This is a genomic window from Acidobacteriota bacterium (assembly GCA_016195325.1).
Classification (GTDB): Bacteria; Acidobacteriota; Polarisedimenticolia; order JACPZX01; family JACPZX01; genus JACPZX01.
Genome location: JACPZX010000016.1, coordinates 54,389 through 70,362 on the forward strand (window position 1 = coordinate 54,389; position 15,974 = coordinate 70,362).

16 protein-coding genes and 2 tRNA genes are annotated in these 15,974 nt (G+C 68.0%); 10 read left to right on the plus strand and 8 right to left on the minus strand.

The window, feature by feature from the left end:
- Window positions 1–39: 39 nt before the first annotated feature.
- Complete coding sequence (locus HY049_02825) at window positions 40–1,422, minus strand: sensor domain-containing diguanylate cyclase (GenBank protein ID MBI3447846.1); 1,383 nt, start codon at window positions 1,420–1,422, stop codon at window positions 40–42.
- Window positions 1,423–1,436: 14 nt separating this feature from the next.
- Window positions 1,437–2,906, minus strand: a complete 1,470-nt coding sequence (locus HY049_02830) for a FecR domain-containing protein (GenBank protein MBI3447847.1) — start codon at window positions 2,904–2,906, stop codon at window positions 1,437–1,439.
- Window positions 2,907–3,154: 248 nt separating this feature from the next.
- Here HY049_02830 and HY049_02835 point away from each other — a divergent pair, with 248 nt between their 5' ends.
- From HY049_02835 to HY049_02845, 3 genes are all read left to right on the plus strand, one after another.
- On the plus strand, window positions 3,155–4,555 hold the full coding sequence (locus HY049_02835) for a peptidylprolyl isomerase (GenBank protein MBI3447848.1): 1,401 nt from the start codon (window positions 3,155–3,157) through the stop codon (window positions 4,553–4,555).
- Window positions 4,504–5,067 carry a peptidyl-prolyl cis-trans isomerase gene (locus HY049_02840; protein MBI3447849.1) on the plus strand — a complete coding sequence of 188 codons (564 nt, stop codon included), beginning with the start codon at window positions 4,504–4,506 and terminating at the stop codon, window positions 5,065–5,067. Before HY049_02835 ends, HY049_02840 begins: the two co-directional genes overlap by 52 nt.
- A 98-nt stretch (window positions 5,068–5,165) precedes the next feature.
- The gene (locus HY049_02845; GenBank protein ID MBI3447850.1) at window positions 5,166–5,648 is read left to right on the plus strand and encodes a hypothetical protein; all 483 of its coding nucleotides are present in this window, start codon (window positions 5,166–5,168) and stop codon (window positions 5,646–5,648) included.
- A 14-nt stretch (window positions 5,649–5,662) separates the two neighbouring features.
- Here the strand turns inward: HY049_02845 and HY049_02850 are convergent.
- Both HY049_02850 and HY049_02855 read right to left on the minus strand, forming a co-directional pair.
- A tRNA-Ala gene (locus HY049_02850) sits at window positions 5,663–5,738 on the minus strand.
- A 355-nt stretch (window positions 5,739–6,093) separates the two neighbouring features.
- Window positions 6,094–7,335: a membrane dipeptidase gene (locus HY049_02855; protein MBI3447851.1), complete on the minus strand. Its 1,242-nt coding sequence runs from the start codon at window positions 7,333–7,335 to the stop codon at window positions 6,094–6,096.
- A gap of 132 nt (window positions 7,336–7,467) precedes the next feature.
- Here HY049_02855 and HY049_02860 point away from each other — a divergent pair, with 132 nt between their 5' ends.
- The 6 genes from HY049_02860 to HY049_02885 all read left to right on the plus strand — a co-directional run bounded on the left by HY049_02860 (window position 7,468) and on the right by HY049_02885 (window position 11,214).
- Window positions 7,468–8,328 (plus strand): phosphatase PAP2 family protein, encoded by an 861-nt coding sequence (locus HY049_02860; protein MBI3447852.1) that lies wholly within the window; start codon window positions 7,468–7,470, stop codon window positions 8,326–8,328.
- Entirely contained in the window at window positions 8,328–9,215 is an 888-nt protein-coding gene (locus tag HY049_02865; GenBank protein ID MBI3447853.1) for a phosphatase PAP2 family protein, read from the plus strand. Before HY049_02860 ends, HY049_02865 begins: the two co-directional genes overlap by 1 nt.
- Before the next feature lie 65 nt (window positions 9,216–9,280).
- Window positions 9,281–9,378: transfer RNA gene (locus tag HY049_02870), tRNA-Sec, on the plus strand.
- A complete protein-coding gene (locus tag HY049_02875) occupies window positions 9,350–9,718 on the plus strand; it encodes a hypothetical protein (GenBank protein MBI3447854.1) in 369 nt (122 codons plus the stop codon). The genes HY049_02870 and HY049_02875 overlap by 29 nt, the downstream gene beginning before the upstream one ends.
- A gap of 19 nt (window positions 9,719–9,737) precedes the next feature.
- Window positions 9,738–10,280: a YaeQ family protein gene (locus HY049_02880; protein ID MBI3447855.1), complete on the plus strand. Its 543-nt coding sequence runs from the start codon at window positions 9,738–9,740 to the stop codon at window positions 10,278–10,280.
- Window positions 10,281–10,344: 64 nt separating this feature from the next.
- Window positions 10,345–11,214: a DUF1003 domain-containing protein gene (locus tag HY049_02885; GenBank protein ID MBI3447856.1), complete on the plus strand. Its 870-nt coding sequence runs from the start codon at window positions 10,345–10,347 to the stop codon at window positions 11,212–11,214.
- 65 nt (window positions 11,215–11,279) lie between these two features.
- Here the strand turns inward: HY049_02885 and HY049_02890 are convergent, their stop codons facing one another.
- The 3 genes from HY049_02890 to HY049_02900 form a co-directional block, all read right to left on the minus strand.
- Window positions 11,280–12,545 carry a DUF2029 domain-containing protein gene (locus HY049_02890; protein ID MBI3447857.1) on the minus strand — a complete coding sequence of 422 codons (1,266 nt, stop codon included), beginning with the start codon at window positions 12,543–12,545 and terminating at the stop codon, window positions 11,280–11,282.
- Window positions 12,546–12,759: 214 nt separating this feature from the next.
- On the minus strand, window positions 12,760–13,110 hold the full coding sequence (locus HY049_02895) for a hypothetical protein (GenBank protein MBI3447858.1): 351 nt from the start codon (window positions 13,108–13,110) through the stop codon (window positions 12,760–12,762).
- A gap of 72 nt (window positions 13,111–13,182) precedes the next feature.
- On the minus strand, window positions 13,183–13,458 hold the full coding sequence (locus tag HY049_02900) for a hypothetical protein (GenBank protein MBI3447859.1): 276 nt from the start codon (window positions 13,456–13,458) through the stop codon (window positions 13,183–13,185).
- Between the two features lie 235 nt (window positions 13,459–13,693).
- On the opposite strand from HY049_02900, the gene HY049_02905 reads away from it, so the two are divergent.
- The gene (locus HY049_02905) at window positions 13,694–14,905 is read left to right on the plus strand and encodes an IS4 family transposase (protein MBI3447860.1); all 1,212 of its coding nucleotides are present in this window, start codon (window positions 13,694–13,696) and stop codon (window positions 14,903–14,905) included.
- Between the two features lie 449 nt (window positions 14,906–15,354).
- Here HY049_02905 and HY049_02910 read toward each other — a convergent pair whose 3' ends face one another.
- The gene (locus HY049_02910; protein ID MBI3447861.1) at window positions 15,355–15,960 is read right to left on the minus strand and encodes a hypothetical protein; all 606 of its coding nucleotides are present in this window, start codon (window positions 15,958–15,960) and stop codon (window positions 15,355–15,357) included.
- Window positions 15,961–15,974: the final 14 nt, after the last annotated feature.

Consider the following 15,974-nt stretch of genomic DNA (forward strand, 5'->3'; position numbering starts at 1 on the left):
CCTCTCGTCCTTTCCCGTCAAGGAAGACGGCGCGGCCCTTCACGTGGCGAGGGCGACGCCGTTCTTCTCCTTCTCTTTGATCTCGTACATCGCTCGATCGGCCTTCTGAATCAGCTCTTCCCTCGACTGCCCGTGCTCCGGGTACGACGACACCCCGAAGGAGGCGGTCAACCTGACCTCGTGCCCCATCTCGGAGAGGAACGTCTGGGCCTCGATGTTCTGCCGGATCCTCTCGGCGATGACGGCGGCTCCCGCCGCATTGGTCTGCGGGAGCACGATGGTGAACTCGTCTCCCCCGTACCTGCAGACGATGTCGATCTCCCGGACCGAAGCCTGGAGAACGTCGCCGACCTCCACGAGCGCCCGCGATCCCGCGAGATGCCCGTGGGAGTCGTTGATCTTCTTGAAGCCGTCGAGGTCCAGGAAGATCACCGACACCGGGGTCTGGTAGCGCCTGCCGCGCTTGACCTCCCTCCGGAGGGCGAGGTCGAGGTAGCGGCCGTTGAAAAGATGCGTCAAATCGTCCGTAAAGGAAAGCTCCGTGGAACGCTTGTACAGGATGGCGTTTTCGATGGCGATGGCGCCGGGCTCGACGAGGACCTTCAGCGTCTCGAGATCCTCCCGCGAGAACCCCCCCCGGCGCTTGTTGATGAGCTCCACCACGCCGATGATCCGGCCCCGGCTGATGAGGGGCGCGCAGAGGATGGAGCGCGTCTTGAACCCGGTCATCATGTCGAAACGGGGGTCGAATCGCCTGTCGCGGTAGACGTTGTTGATGATGACGGGCCTGCGGTACTGCACGACCCAGCCGGCAATGCCCTGCCCGATGCGGACCTTCTGCTCCTTGATGTCGGCCGACCGCTCCCCGCGCGACATCTCGAACGTCAGGCTCTGCTCGTTCTCGTCGACGAGGAGGAGCGACCAGGCCTCGGACCGGATGAGGGACTGGGCCTTTCCCATGACGATTTCCATCACGCGCCGCGGCTCGAGCACCGAGTTCGCGGTCCGGGTGATGTCCGAGAGAATCTTGAACCGCCGCGCGCTCCTCGTACCCGCGACGTCCCGGGACGGGATCCGCCCCGCGGGCTTCAGGCGCGCCAGGCGGCGCAGCGTCGCGCGCGCGTCGGCGGCGGACGACCTGTCGAGGTGCACCGCGAAGCCGAGCGACGCGGAGCGTCGGGCCGTGCCGCGGCCCCGCTCCGGCCCGACCGAGAGGCAGGGGCCCGCCGCCGCCCGCACGAGCGCCCGGACGCGCCGGTCCGACGCGCGGCTTTCGCCGAGCCAGACGGCCAGCGCGCCGCGGGAGAGATCCTCGAGGCGGCGCTCCGCGCGTTCGAGTGGAAGGCGCCCCTTCGACGAGCCGGCGCGCGCGCCCCGCGGGGGGACGGTCGCGTCGACGAGGATGAGAGTGGGAGCGGGCATCCGGATCCGGACCATCAATAGGTGTCGACGTCGACGACCCGCTCGAGGCGGGTGGCGTTCCCCGCGACGTCCTGCGCGACGAAGACCAGCGTGTGGTGTCCCGCCTTGCGCAGGGGGATGACCGAGGTGAAGGTGCCGTCGTCGTAGACGTCGATCTTCGCCCCGTCCACGGAGAGCTGGGCGCCCGGCTCGGTCTTCCCCCTCACGATGACCTGCGTCGCAAAGGTGAGGAAGTCGTCGATTTCGAGGGGCGGAGGCTGCACGTCTCCCGACGGCGCCAGCGTCCCGGGGACTATCTTGAACTTTCTCGCCTCGCTCATTGGCCCCTCGGTCCCGTCGTCGAAGATGGCCGCGACCCGCCAGTAGTAGTTCCCCTCGCCGGCGCGCGGCAGCGTGGCGGACGTGGTGTCGAGCGTCCTGTCCACGAGCGAGTCCGAGAAGAGCGGGTGCGCCGAGATCTGGAGATGGTAGCTCTTCGCCTCCGCGACCTCCTGCCACTCGAGCTGGACCGACCCCCCCTCGCCTCCTTCGAGCGGGAGGATCCTCTGATCCACGGGGGAGTTCAGGAGCGGCGCGGCCGGCAGCTTGACCTTCGTCGAGAGCCGCTCCTTCTGATCGACCTCGACGCGCTCCTGCGCCTCGACGGCGATCTTCCGGGCCCCCTCCTCGGGGGTGGAGACGCTGGCCTTCCCGGTGTGGACTTCGAGGCGCGTCGTCGCCTGCCGGTCGTCGAACGCAACGTCCATCTCGGTGCGTTCCTCGGTGGTGGCGACCGTGTTCTGGGTGGCGATCTCGTGGAACGATCCCTTGGTCGGGGGATCCTGCGTCGACGACGAGACGCGCCCCTCGTGGAGCCGCTCCCTCACCTGCTGCACGCGGGTCGTCGGGTTCTCGTAGAGCTCCTTGATCTCGAGGAGCGAGCCGGGCGTGACGGTGGTGATCGTCCCGTTGAAGTAGATGATTTGGGCCGCGGAACGCGAGTCCGTCTTGATCTGGTCGCCGACGGAGAGGGTCATCCCCTTGGCGGCGGGAGCCCAGATCAGCTCGCGCGAGCGCTTCACCTTGACGTCCCCTTCGATCTTGTAGAACTGCGCCGCGCGCGACGTCTCCCCGTGGGCGAGCGCGATCACGCGCTGGCTGCTCATCTGCGACTGCTCGGCCGACTTCGCGGCGTCCTCGAAGTTGGTCGCGTCGAACTGGCGCCTGGCCTCGCCGAGAAGCCGCTCCGCGTTCTGCTTGAGCGGCTCGCTCTCCTTCGTGGCCTCGCCGGCCGACGCCTTCTCGAGGAGCCCCTCCGCCTGCGTGATCGACGTCGACGCCCGCGCGCGCGGGCTGTTGCGGTAGACGAACTGGTAGTAGAGGGCGCCGCCGACCGCCGACAGCAGCAGGATGAGGGCGATGGATCCGCCCACGATGGACCGGTAGCTGACCGTGAACCAGTCGAGGAGGACCGCGGGCCGATCCCCTCCCCTTCTCACCGCCATGATGGTCCCGCCACCCGGATCCGCCCCACGATTCCGGGAGGATCCCGAAACGTTGAGAGTCGGAGTGCCGGCCGCTCGAAGCCCCGGCCGTTCTTGGCTGATAAGTAGCTTATTTTCAATTAGTTGAGATAGATCGGCAGCGGGGCGCCTCAATCTAACACACTCATCCGAAAAGGGCCACAGAATGCGGTCTTGCTCGACCGCGCGCGGAACCGTAGAATGCACCCCTTCCTCGGGGGACATCGCGAATGCTGGGATGGGCGCGCAAGAGCAAGGGAGTCACGAAGATCATTCTCGGACTGGTCGTCATCGCGACGGTGGGCAGCCTCGCGCTCGCGATGTACGGGCTGTGGGGCGGCGGTCTCGCGGGCAAGGAGCAGGGCGCGCCCGACTGGATCGCCAACGTCGACGGCGAGCCGATTCCCACGAAGGCCTTCATCAAGACGAGGGGAATCGTCGAGAACGATCTGCGCCAGCGGTTCGCGGGCCAGGCCAGCGACGACGCGCTCAGCGCGTTCGTCGACCAGCAGGCGCTCGGGACGGTGCTCGGGCAGTACCTGACCGAGCGGGAGGCGACGCGCGCCGGCCTGCGGGTCACCCCCGCCGAGCTCAAGGACGACATCGTCAGCATGCCCCAGTGGCAGCGCGACGGCAGGTTCATCGGGGCCGATCAGTACCGGAAGATCCTCGAGTCGGCCCGCATCAACATCGCCGAGTTCGAGGGTGAGCGAGAGAAGGAGATCGCCGCCGAGAAGCTGCGCGCCGCCGTCTTCAGCCTCGCGAGAATCGACGACGCCGAGGTGGATCGGCGCTTCCGCTCCGAGGTCGAGAGGGTCGACCTCGACTACGTGCTCCTCGCCGATGCGTCCTTCACCGACGCGAAGGAGCCGGCCGCCGCCGACACGAAGAGCTACTACGAGTCCCACCGCGCGGACTACATGACGGCGGAGGCCCGCCGGGCCGGCTACGTGCTCTTCGACCGCGAGGCGAAGGCCGCGTCGGCGCAGGTGAGCGACGCCGAGATCAACGACGCCTACGAGAAGGGGAAGGCGACGACCTACACGCACCCCGATCAGCGCCGCGCCTCGCACATCCTCTTCAAGGTCCCGCAGAACGCGACCCCCGCGCAGGACGCCGAGATCCGCGCGAAGGCGGCCGCCGTCCTCGCCCGCGCGCGCGGCGGCGAGGATTTCGCGGCGCTCGCGCGCCAGAGCTCGGAGGATTCGGGCTCCGCGGCGTCGGGCGGCGACCTCGGGTTCTTCGGGCGCAACCGGATGGTGAAGGAGTTCGAGGACGCGGCTTTTTCGCTCAGCGTCGGCGCCGTCAGCGATCTCGTGAAGACTCCGTTCGGCTACCACATCATGAAGGTCACGGAGGCCCGGACGGCCGGGGTCGATCCGCTCAGCGAGGTGAAGGACGAGATCCGCCGCGGGCTGGCCGTGGCGAAATCGCAGGAGGCCCTCCGCGTGGAAGCCCAGGCGTTCCAGGGCAAGCTGGCGGCGCAGGAGGCGTCGTTCGACAAGAGCGCGGCCGCGATGGGATACAAGGTGGGCGACACGGGATTCTTCGCGAAGGGCGAGCCCGCCGGACCGCTCGGGTGGACGATGCCCTCTTCGCCCTCAAGCCGGGAGGGTTCTCGGCCCCCGTGACCGTGCCGCAGGGTCTCGCCGTCCTCAGTCTCGCCGATGTCCGCGCTCCGCAGCCCTCGCCCTTCGAGACGGTGAAGGGGCGCGTGGAGGCCGATCTCAGGAAATCGCGATCCCGCGCGAAGGCGAGGACCACCGCCGCCGAGATCGTGGGCGCTTCGGGAACCCTCTCGGCGCGCGTCGAGAAGAAGAAGCTCGAGGTGAAGAGCCTCCCGCAGATCAACCGATCCCAGCCCGCCCCGCCCATCACCGAGGCGGCGAAGGCGGCCGCCTTCGCGGCGACCGTGGGCTCGGTCCTCGGTCCGTACGACTCGGACGACGGCCTGCTAATCCTCGCGGTCAAGGCGAAGACGCCGGCGACGCCGGACCAGGCCGCCGCGGATCGCGCCACGCTCAAGCGGCGGATGCTCGACGAGGATCGCGCGTCGCTCTACCAGGCGCTCCTGGCCCGACTCGAGAAAACGTCGACGATCGACGTCAACGAGGGACTGCTCCGCAAGCGCACGCAGGGCTGACGCGTTCGAGGGCTCGCGCCCCCCGCCCCGGGTTGCCCGTGATCCGGAGAGGCACCATATTTTCGCCGCTCCGCACATTCCCCGGACCGGAGGCGGCCTTGTCCACCAAGCTCACACCATCCGATCGTTCGTTCGCCCGCGGGCTCCATGCGCTCGAGGCCGGCAACGCACTCGAGGCCCTCGCCTTCTTCGAGTCGAGCCTCAAGCTGGACGAGTCGGCTCCCAACGTCGCGCGGCGGGCCCGCATCACCTCTTACTACGGCTATTGCCTCGCCGCCGCCCTCGGCCGCACCCGCGAGGGACTGACGATATGCAGGAAGGCGGCATCGAGCGAGTTCTTCTCTCCCGAGATCCTCCTGAACCTGGCGAAGGTGCACCTCCTCGCGGGACAGCGCCGGGAGGCCTGGGACACCCTGATGAAGGGGCTCAGCGTCGATGCCGATCATGGCGGGCTGCGCGCCGCGCTGAGGGACATGGGGATTCGCAAGAGGCCGGCGATCCCGTTCCTGGAGCGAGCGCACCCGCTGAACCGGGCGGCCGGCAGGATGTCGGCGAAGCGCAGGAGCTCCGGCCGAAAATAAAAGAAGACAACTCCTGGTGGAGCTGGCGGGGATCGAACCCGCGACCTCATGACTGCCAGTCATGCGCGCTCCCAGCTGCGCTACAGCCCCACGGCAGGAAGGTTGTCTTCAAGTTTGCTGCTGGAACCTTCTCCGGAGAAGGACTCCTTACACTTGCCTGCGCTCTGCTAGCGGCGCTTCTTCGCGGTCTTCTTCGCGGCCTTCTTCTTGGTGGTCTTCTTCTTCATCGGCACGCTGGGTTCACCTCCATGGAAACGACGGGCCGTCCGTCTCCTGTTCCACGATCCGGCCCGACCAACGATGACGGGGCGCGGCCGCACCCCGCCGACCTATGAGACCGTGAACAACAAAAGACCCCCCGTGGCCGTTCGTCCGTCGCCACGCGGGGTCCGATGAGACACTCAATGACCACGGCGCGCAATATAGTGCAGCCCTCGAAAAACTGTCAACGTGCCGGCGCGGTCGCGGCGATCTTTTCGGCGCTCTCGAACACGCGCAGGAAATTTCCGCCGAGAACCTGGATCACCTCCTCGTCGGAGTGGCCGCGCTCGAGGAGCCCTCGCGTGATCGCCGGCAGCTTCGAGACGTCCTCGAGCCCCTTCGGCGCGCTCGTGATGCCGTCGAAGTCGGAGCCGAGGCCGACGTGATCGGGGCCGGCCACCCGCATCACGTGCTCGATGTGATCGAGCACGCGCTCGATCGACGGCGGAGGGATCGCGCCGTCGAGCTGCGTGTACATCTCCCACATCCGGTTCTCGCGCGCGACCGGATCGCCGAGCGTCTCGGTGGCGATCCTCGAGATCGTCTCCTTCGCGCCGTCCTCGGCCTTGTCCGCGGCCTTCGCGAAGTCCTGATCGATGAAGGCCGAGAAGTAGTTGATCATCACGACGCCCCCGTTCTTCGCGAGGGCGCGCAGCATGTCGTCGGTCATGTTGCGCTTCGCGTCGCAGATCGCGCGGCACGACGAGTGCGACGCGATCACCGGGGCGCTCGTCACGCGCAGCACGTCGGCGAACGTCTCGTCGGAGACGTGCGAGACGTCGACGAGCATGCCGAGCCGGTTCATCTCCCTCACGACCTGCTCGCCGAAGCCGGTCAGGCCATGGCTGACCCGCTTGTCCCCCGAGGAGTCGGCCCACGAGGTGTTGATGGACCACGTGAGCGTCATGTAGCGGACCCCCGCGCGATAGAACATGCGGAGCACGCCGAGGTCGTCCTCGATCGCCTGCCCCCCCTCGATGCCGACCAGCGCCGCGACCCTCCCCTCCCGGTCGGCGCGCCGGATGTCCGCGGCGCTCGTCGCGAGGAACATCCTCCCGCCGCTCCTCGCGACGACGCCGTGCAGCGCGTCGATGAGCCTCAGGCTGCGCTTCACCCACCCCGAGGGGCCGTACAGGGGCTGCGGCCAGATCGAGAAGAACTGCCCGTCGACCCCTCCCGCGAGGAGGCGCGGGAGATCGACCTGCCCCTTCCCGTCGCTCGAGACGATGTCGTCCCCCTTGTCGAGCACGCGCCAGAGCGTGTCGGCGTGCGTGTCGACGACGATCGCACGCCGGTGGACCTCTCGGACGTGCTCCTCGCTGACCGCCACCTTCGTCGTGGCGCCCGCGGCGCTCTGCCAGAGCGCGGCCGCGATGAAGCACACCGAGCCGAGCGCCGTGCTTCCCCTGACGAATCTCTCGATCACGACGGATCTCCCGAAGTGCCCGGAACCGGCCGGGCGCCGCATGCAAGGCATGCAGACTACCCGCAGCCGCCCGCGCCGGTCCACCGGTCATCGGGCGCGACATTTCGTCCACCGGCGTCTAGTCTGGGGACGATGCTCCCGATCCTGATGGTCGCGGCCCTCGTCCTCCCCCCGCCGCAGACGGCGGACCCGAACGGAGACAGCCAGGGGGCGGTCTCGCGCTTCATGCGCGACCACGGCTGGCGGCTCCTCTTCTGCGCCGGCGTCGACAAGGCCGCGGATGTGTACGGGCACCAGATCGGCGAGTCGAGGGAGCCCCTTCTCTTCCGCGGCGTGCCGGGGATCGATCGCGCCGTCCACGACACCTTCACCACGGGGGCCGAAGGGCACGACTACTTTGCCGTCCATGGCCTCGAGACGTTCCGGTACGGCACCCCGCTCGTCCTCCTGGGTCTCGACTTCGGGAGCTGGCACGAGCTGAGCGGCGATCTCTTCGGAGCGGCCGACGCCTTCTTCCTGAACCGCGGCCTCACGGGGCTCACGAAAGCGGTGATCGGAAGGCGCCGCCCGACGCTCGAGTTCGCCGATCGCAAGGCGCTCGGCCCCGCCGCCTTCGCCGCGCTTCAGGCGGCACCCGACGAGCGCCGCTCGTTCCCGTCCGGGCACTCGAGCGGATCCTTCACCTGGGCCTCGTACCTCGATCGCGTCGTCGCGCGCAAGTACGGGCCCCGGAGCCTCTCCCGCAAGATCGCCTTCGCCGGCCTCTACGGCGCCGCCGCCTACATCGGGTACACGCGGATCCGCGAGGGGGAGCACTACCTGACCGACGTCGTGGCGGGGTCGGCTCTCGGGATCGGCCTCAGCCGCTGGGCCTATCGATCGGAGCATTCGCCCCGATCGCAGGCGCCGCGCGTCAGGCTGCTCACCCCGCAGATCCTCCAGGGAGGAGCCGCCTTGACGATTGGCATCCGCCTGTCGTCAGATCCCCCTTGATGCGTCTCGTTCCGTGCACGGTCCTTCTGCTCCTCGCCTGCGCCGTGCCGTGCCGCGCCACCGACGATCAGGCCGCGCGCCCCTTCTGGAAGCCCCTCGTCGAGGACCACTGGCGGCACGTCACGCTCGTCGTCCTCACGTGGGCGGCCGACGAGGGGATCGACCAGCGGATCGGACCGCGGCAGCATCCCCTCCTCTTCGGCAACCCGCCGATCTTCGACGAGGAGGTCCGCGACCACTTCCGCCGCGGTGCGAGCGACACGCGGCCGCACGGATTCATCGAGAGCCACGCGTCGGAGGTGACGGGGACGATCGCGGCTGGGGCGATCCTCGCCTCGGCCGGCCCGAGGTGGCGCGACGACGTCACCGATTTCCTGGGGCTCTGGGAGGCGCGCCGGTTCAACATCGCCATGACCGGGATCGTGAAGAACGTTCTCGGCCGCCAGAGGCCGGAGCTGGAGTTCGCGGCGGCGGACGGGGCGAGCCCGCGGCAGATCCGGCGCCTCCGGGGCGAGGACGACAACCACCGGTCCTTCTACTCCCACCACGCGTCGTCGGCGTTCACGACGCTGAGCTACGCCGACTTCGTCCTCTCGCGCCGCCTGGAGCTTCAACCGATCGCGCGGCGGTGGGCTCACGTCGGGCTCTACACCCTCGGGGCGTACATCGCCTGGTCGCGCGTCCTCCAGGATGCGCACTACCTGAGCGACGTGGCGATAGGATCCGTCGCGGGGACGCTCGTCGGCCGCTCCTTCTACTCCTTCAACCACGCCGATGGGCTGGATCACCGTTTGTCGTGGGATCCGATCACGTCGCGCCGCTTCACGCTCTCGCCGCCGGTGCCCATCCCGGGCGGGGTGATGGTGTCGGCGCGCGTCGGGATCTGACCCCCGCGCTTTGACGCTCCCGCGGGGCGCTGGTACGATGCGCCCTCTCGTCACCTGAGTTCCGGGGAAGCGAATCGGGGCTGGTGTCTCGCACGGACTTCAAATCCGTTGGCGGTACGCGAGAGCGTGCCGCGGTGGGTTCGATTCCCACACGCTTCCGCCACCCAATCGCGGAACTCAGCGAGCCGCACGAGAAGACCAGGGTCGAGGAGGATCGGATCGACAAGGACAGATGGCGCCTGGACCCGCGGGAGGTCACCTCGGGGTACGAATCGACGTCGCAGCCCACGAGGCGCGTGGCGCACCTTCCTCCCGGCGCAGACGTGCGCGAGTACGTCATCTGGCTCGAGCACCCGCCGACGGGCCAGCGCGTGGAAGGGGTCATCCCCCGTCAGCCCCACACGCGGCAGGAGCTGGAGCTCCTGGAGATCGAGCTGCGCAAGGCCCTCTTCGCCGAGCTGGAGCTGAAGGTGTCACGCCACCTCGGCGGCCCGGCAGCCTGAGATCATGGTCTCCTGACGCGTGGCCACCGGCGCGACCATCTACAATTTCGACATCGATCTGGCGGACGCCGACCGGAGCGTCTACGAGTCGCTCGCGCTTCGCCTGGCTCGTCACCCGTCGGAATCCGAGGAGTACCTGGTGACGCGGGTGCTCGCCTACGCCATGGAGCACGCGGAGGGGATCGCGTTCTCCACCGGCGGCCTCGCCGACCCGGACGAACCGGCGATGACCGTTCGCGATCTCTCCGGCGCCCTCCGTGTGTGGATCGAGGTCGGCAGCCCGGATGCCGCCCGCCTGCACAGGGCCTCGAAGGCCTCGCCGCGCGTCGTGGTCTACACCCACAAGGACGCCCAGCGCCTGGCCGGACGCCTGTCGGGCGAGCGCATCCATCGCGCCGAGGCTCTCGAGCTCTACTCGATCGATCCCGCCCTCATCAGCGCGCTCACGTCACGACTCGATCGGCGGATGGCCTTCGCGCTGTCCATCGCAGGCCGCGAGCTGTTCGTCTCGATCGGCGCCGACACGCTCACGGGCCGGGTCGTCCGCCGCGCGATCGCCTGAGTGCGGACCAGGATCGCGCGCGTGCCCCTTGCCGCGGAGTGTCCGGTCTGAGAGACTGGGTTGAATGTCGCCCGATAACGAGAGGCTGCTGCTCGATGTCCCCTTCTTCGAGAACCTCGACGAGGAAGAAAGACGGACGCTGGCCGCCCACGTCGAGACCGTCCGTTACCCGCAGGGCCACGAGCTGTTCGCGGTCGGCGACCCGGGGGACTCTCTCTACGTCCTGACCGGAGGCGTCGTCGAGATCTATTTCAAGGACAACACCGGCCGTCGCATCGTTCTCGAGACGCTGGGGGCGGGTGAGTTCTTCGGCGAGCTTTCGCTGCTCGATGCGGGGCCTCGGAACGCCTCGGTCGTGATCAAGGAGGACATGGAGGCCATCCGGGTTGACCGGCACGACCTCGATGCCCTGATTCGACGCCACCCGGACGCCGCCATGGATCTGCTCGCGGCCACGGGCCGCAGGTTACGACAGACCGTCGGACTCCTGCGGCACACCGCGTCTCGCAACGTGAACCAGGAGGTCGCGGACACTCGTACCGCGGTCCAGCGCGTGGCCGACTGGATCGCGGAGTTCTCGGGGAGTCTGACCTTTCTGGTCCTTCACCTGCTGTTCTTCTTCTTCTGGATACTGCTCAACACGCATTGGGCTCAGAGCTTCGAGGCCCCGTGGATCCGGCCTCTGACCGGATTCGATCCGTTCCCCTACGGCCTTCTCACGATGGCGGTCTCCCTCGAGGCCATCGTCCTGTCGGTCTTCGTTCTGCTGAGTCAAAGCCGCCAGGTGGCCAAGGACAAGATCCGAGGCGACATCGAGTACGACGTGAACCTCAAGGCCGAGCTCGAGGTCGCGGAACTTCACGAGAAGGTGGATCGCCTCCACTCGGAAGCGCTCAGTCGCATGGAGCGGATCGAGAAGCTCGTCACGAAATAGAAGGGGCGGGCTCACGCTGATAAGGCGGAATCGCGAGCTCCGCGATCTTCGACCGCGCCGAGCCGCTACTCCGGGAGGCGCGCCGGGAACGCGAGCTCCCTCAGGCCCACCGCGAAGAGCGCCACGCTCGTGGCGACGACGAGCGTCCCCGCTACCCGAGCCGAGACGGGGATGCCGACGTTCATGGCCGGTTCGATCGCGAGACCGAGCACCGCCAGGGCCAGGAAAACGCGTCGCAGCATCGAGGCGCGCGGCGTCGCTCCCTCGCGGGGCCGCGCGAGAAAGATGAGGATCGGGATCGTCAGAACGAAGTAATGGAGCCATGCGAGGCGCGGGGCGAGGACCACGAGGAGGCAGCCCAGGGCCACGACAAGCTCGTCGCCGAGATCGGCGGCCGCCGACCCCCCGCCGCGCCGGGAGGCGGTCCGACTCCGCATCCAGATCGCGGCGGCGAGTGCGGAGATCGCCACGATCGTGAAGGTGAGCGGGGCATCGAGGCCGAGGTTCTCGGCGGCCAGACGCGACGGCGCGAAGTTCCCGATCTCCACCGAGATGATGTCGCCCGGCAGCGACCCGAGCGCAGAGAGCCAATCCGTCCAGCACCGGAGCGATCCGAACGCGGCGGCCGAGACGGCGACCGCAAGAGCGACGCCGACTGCGGCGCCGGCGGCGTGCTCCGCCATCTTGCGCAGGCGCCTGCTCATGATCCAGTGGAGCGTGAGAGCTCCCGGAACGAAGAGAAGATTCGGTTTGAACGCGACGGCCAGGGCGAGGATCAGTCCACCGAGGAAGTCGCGACCGCGCCAGGGCAGGCGCGTCACCGTGCCGAGGTATGCGGCGAGTGCCGCGAGCTGTATCGCGTTCACGTTACCGACGCGCAGGTCGGATGCGAACGGCATGAACCAGGCCGTGAAGACTGCGACGGCGCCGAGCGTCACGGGCCACGCGAGCTGCGCGAGCCGGCCAAACGCGATCACACCCGCGGCCATGCACGCGAGAAGGAGCAGCTGGTAGTTCCTGAGGCTTCTACCGTAGTCGTCCGTCGAAAAGAACCGGAAGAACGTGTAAAGGAAGGGCGACGAGTACGTTTCCAACACCTTGCGCTTCTCGGCCGCGGCGATCATCGACGCTTGGCCCGAGCGATTCGCCTGATCGAGAAACCTGGCGCCGATGCGGACGCGATCGCCCTCCGAGTAAACGCTTGCCGGACCGGGCGTCTTCAGCTCGCGTCCGACCGCCCAGAACTGGTAGGCGTCCATGCCCGAGTCGCGCGAGGCGGCCTTCCACGCACTCGTGAGCGCGAGGCCTGCGAGCAGGACAGCGAAGATCACGTCGGCATTCCTGGGCGGGTGCGCTCGGATGAGATCCTCCGCAAGCTGCCACGGACCTCCGTCCGCGCGGTGATCGCGAGCGGGCGGGGGTGCCTACAAGACTTCGATCGGGCCAGGGATCATGGCAGGACCGGCGCCGCCCGTCCATCTGTTTTCCACGTCCATTCCCATGAGGCGTTCACCCAAGCCGGGGCAGGGCTGGATCTCCACGGCCTCACCTCGAAGCGGCGTCGCCGGGCCGGGTGAAAATGCTGCGGAGGAAGTAGTACTCGTTGACGGGGCGGTCGTCCGAGAGTGCCTCGGCCGGTACCGGGGCGTCGACGAGGATGCGGGGCGAGAACTCCCGCTTCAGCACGCGCTCGAACTGATCCTCTACCGTCGTCGCCGGACCCCACTCCAGGAGGTCCCGGGCCGCCTCCGCCGGCACACGCGCGGCCAGATCGGATGCGCTCCCCTGCGCGATGGGTTCGGTACTCGCCAGGAAATGACCACCCCACCCCTCCATGGAAGTAAAGGTCCGCAGGTGAGGGAAGCTCTCGTTCAACGCCCTCGCCACGGCGACCACCACAGTGGGATCACATGGGGGCAGCCACTGGGCCAGGATCCCGCCCGGGCGCAGTCTCTTCTTCGCCGCCTCCTAGAATTGTTTCGAGTAGAGCAGGCTCGATCCAGCCGCTTCCACGGGAGGCGGCGGGTCCACGGTGATGACATCGAAGCTCTCGCGCGAGCGCTCGAGGAAGCGGCGGGCATCGTCGACGACGATTCGCGCGGTCGGCAAGTGAATGAGTTTTTCGGCGTCCTGGTGGTAGTACCCGAAGAGCGAGGGAACGCTCGGCACGAGTTCCACCGCCGTGCTGGAAATTCCCCAGGAGAGCATCGAGCGGAAGGACGTGCCCATCCCGAAGCAGAGCACCAGCCCCTTCTCTGGGCGCCTCTGAAGGAACGCCAGGGGCAGGTGAGCCATCATCTTGGTGATGGGTGTCAGGTGGGTGCATCCGTGTTCGGTTAGCGGTTTGGAAGGAAGAGGGTAGACGAAGGGCCACGTCCTCTGTTCTCATGGGGTTGTCGAAGCTCCAGGAGATGGAGGAAAAACCGTGGCCCGACACAAGTCTATCGGAATCCGTCGTGAGTTGGAGTGGACGGGACTCGTGAAGCGCCGTCGCAAGATCGAGCCGATGGCGCTGTTTTGGACGATCGTTCTGGGCTTCGCCGCCGGCAAGGAACGCTCCCTCACGGCTTTGAGGCGCGCGTACGAGCGATGCACCGGCGCAACGCTGGTGCCGTCGGCCTTCTACGACCGGTTCAGTCAGGCGATGGCGGAGTTCTTCCGCACCGTGGCCGCGGTGATGATGGAGCGGCTCGGCGAGACGGACGGGAAGCTCGGAGGAGTTCTCGCGGGGTTCAAGGACGTGTTGCTGACGGACTCGACGCTCGTGAGAGTGCACGATCTCCTGGAAAAGAGCTTCCCGGCGAGCCGGACGAACCACACGAAGGCGGCGGTGAAGCTGCACGTCGTGATGAGCGTGAAGGGAGGCGGGGCGCACTCGATGAAGATGACGTCGGGGCGGCAGCACGACGGGCCGGTCCTGCAGGTTGGCCGGTGGGTGAAGGATCACCTGATGCTCTTCGACCTCGGGTACTTCCGCTACGCGCTGTTCGACCAGATCGACAGGTTTGGCGGTTACTTCGTCTCGCGCTTGAAGCAGAGCGCGAACCCGGTCGTCGTGGAAGACCCGCAAGAGGGCGGCCGAGGTGGTCTCGTCGGGCGCCGGCTTCTCGACGTGTTGAAGAGAGTCCGAAGAGAGGAGCTGGACCTGATCGTGGAAGTGCCGTTCCGGCGGCGCGCTTACCTCGGACGACGTTCGGGGGCAAAGTGCACGCTGAGACTCGTCGGCACGCGCGACAAGGCGACGGGGGCGTGGCACCTCTACTTCACGAACATCCCCGCGGAGAAACTGTCGGCGCGGCAGGTGGCGACGGTGTACGCGTGCCGCTGGGAGATCGAGCTGCTCTTCAAGGAGATGAAGTCCGAGTACCGGCTCGACGAGGTGCACACGAGCAAGCGGCACATCGTCGAAGCTCTGCTGTACGCCACGGTGCTGACGCTGCTCGTGAGCCGCAAGCTGATGCGAGCGGTCAGAGAGAAACTCCGCTCGACCGGACGGATGGTTCCACAGGGGCGGTGGGGGGCGGTGTTCGCCGAGATCGCAGCGGACGTACTGAAGCTGGTTCTTGCCCCGGTCGCGCTCGCGCGCGTGCTCGCGGTCCACCTGGAGGCGACGCTGCTGCATGAGGCGCTCGATCCGAACCTATCGCGCACGCTGTTGCGAGAGCGCGTTGAGAATGGGGCGACGTGGTGATCGATGGAAACCCACGCCAGTCTCCAAGGCCGGGCTCCACGCCACGGCCTCCCCTGCCGGCGTCGCGGGGGACCGTCACCGTCGCGACGCCCCAGCTTGCATTCCCCGCCGCGTCGGCGCACGAAACGCCGACCGCGTAGACCCGTTCCATCACCGCGCCCGCACCGCCGGCGCGGAGAAGGGCGACCAGCCTCGCCGGGCTCGCCAGGGGGCCGGGATCGAGGAGAGCGAAATCGGAAGCCGCGATCGGCTCGTTCGCCGTCACCGAGGTGATCTCGCACGTCGGTGCTCCGTTTCCGAAGCCGGTGGCCTCGACCGCGATCGAGACCGGGAAGAACTTCCGACACGTCCCATGCGAACCTCCTCCGAAACCATGCCGTCGCCCTTGAATCCCGCCCGGAGCAGCCTCTCTCCGGGCGGGACCATGGGACGTCGACTCGTTCAGCCGCCTAGTTGCCGAACTGCCCGAGCGGCCCGTCGCCGTCCGCGAAGTTCGTGGTGTTGAGCACCTGGATCCCGGCGGTGTGGTCGCCGTTGAACGGGGTCTGCCCGCCGGGGCAACCCTGGGCCGTCGCCTCGGCCGTCGAGTCGAACCACATCCCGACGTGGAACATGTGGACCGGCGCCGTCACCGGGTTCGAGGTCGCGTCGGCCGGGTGGACGACCGGAGCCGGGTTCACGGCCGGCGCCACGATGAAGGTCTCGTCGCTGAAGATCCCGATGAACCGCGCGTGGCCGTTCCCCTGGTCATCGGTCCTCACGTCCCCCTGGTACCAGGCCATGCCGAAGGGGCCGTGGGGAATCTGGAGGACGAAGACGGTGAAGATGTCGTTGGGGGCCAGCCCCGACACCCTCACGTCCATCTGCTGGCTCACGCCGTGCGGCGTGAGCCTCACCTCGCCCCGGGCGTTCGGCATGCACGTCGCGACCGTCGCGGGGGCGACCAGGTCGAACGTGAGCGAGGCCTCTTTCCCGGAGGCGAAGGGGGTCGAGCCGGTGAGCGTAAGCGTCGCTGCCGCGACGAGCAGCGCGGTTCCCATGCGAGTCGGTTTCATGTGCAATTCTCCTT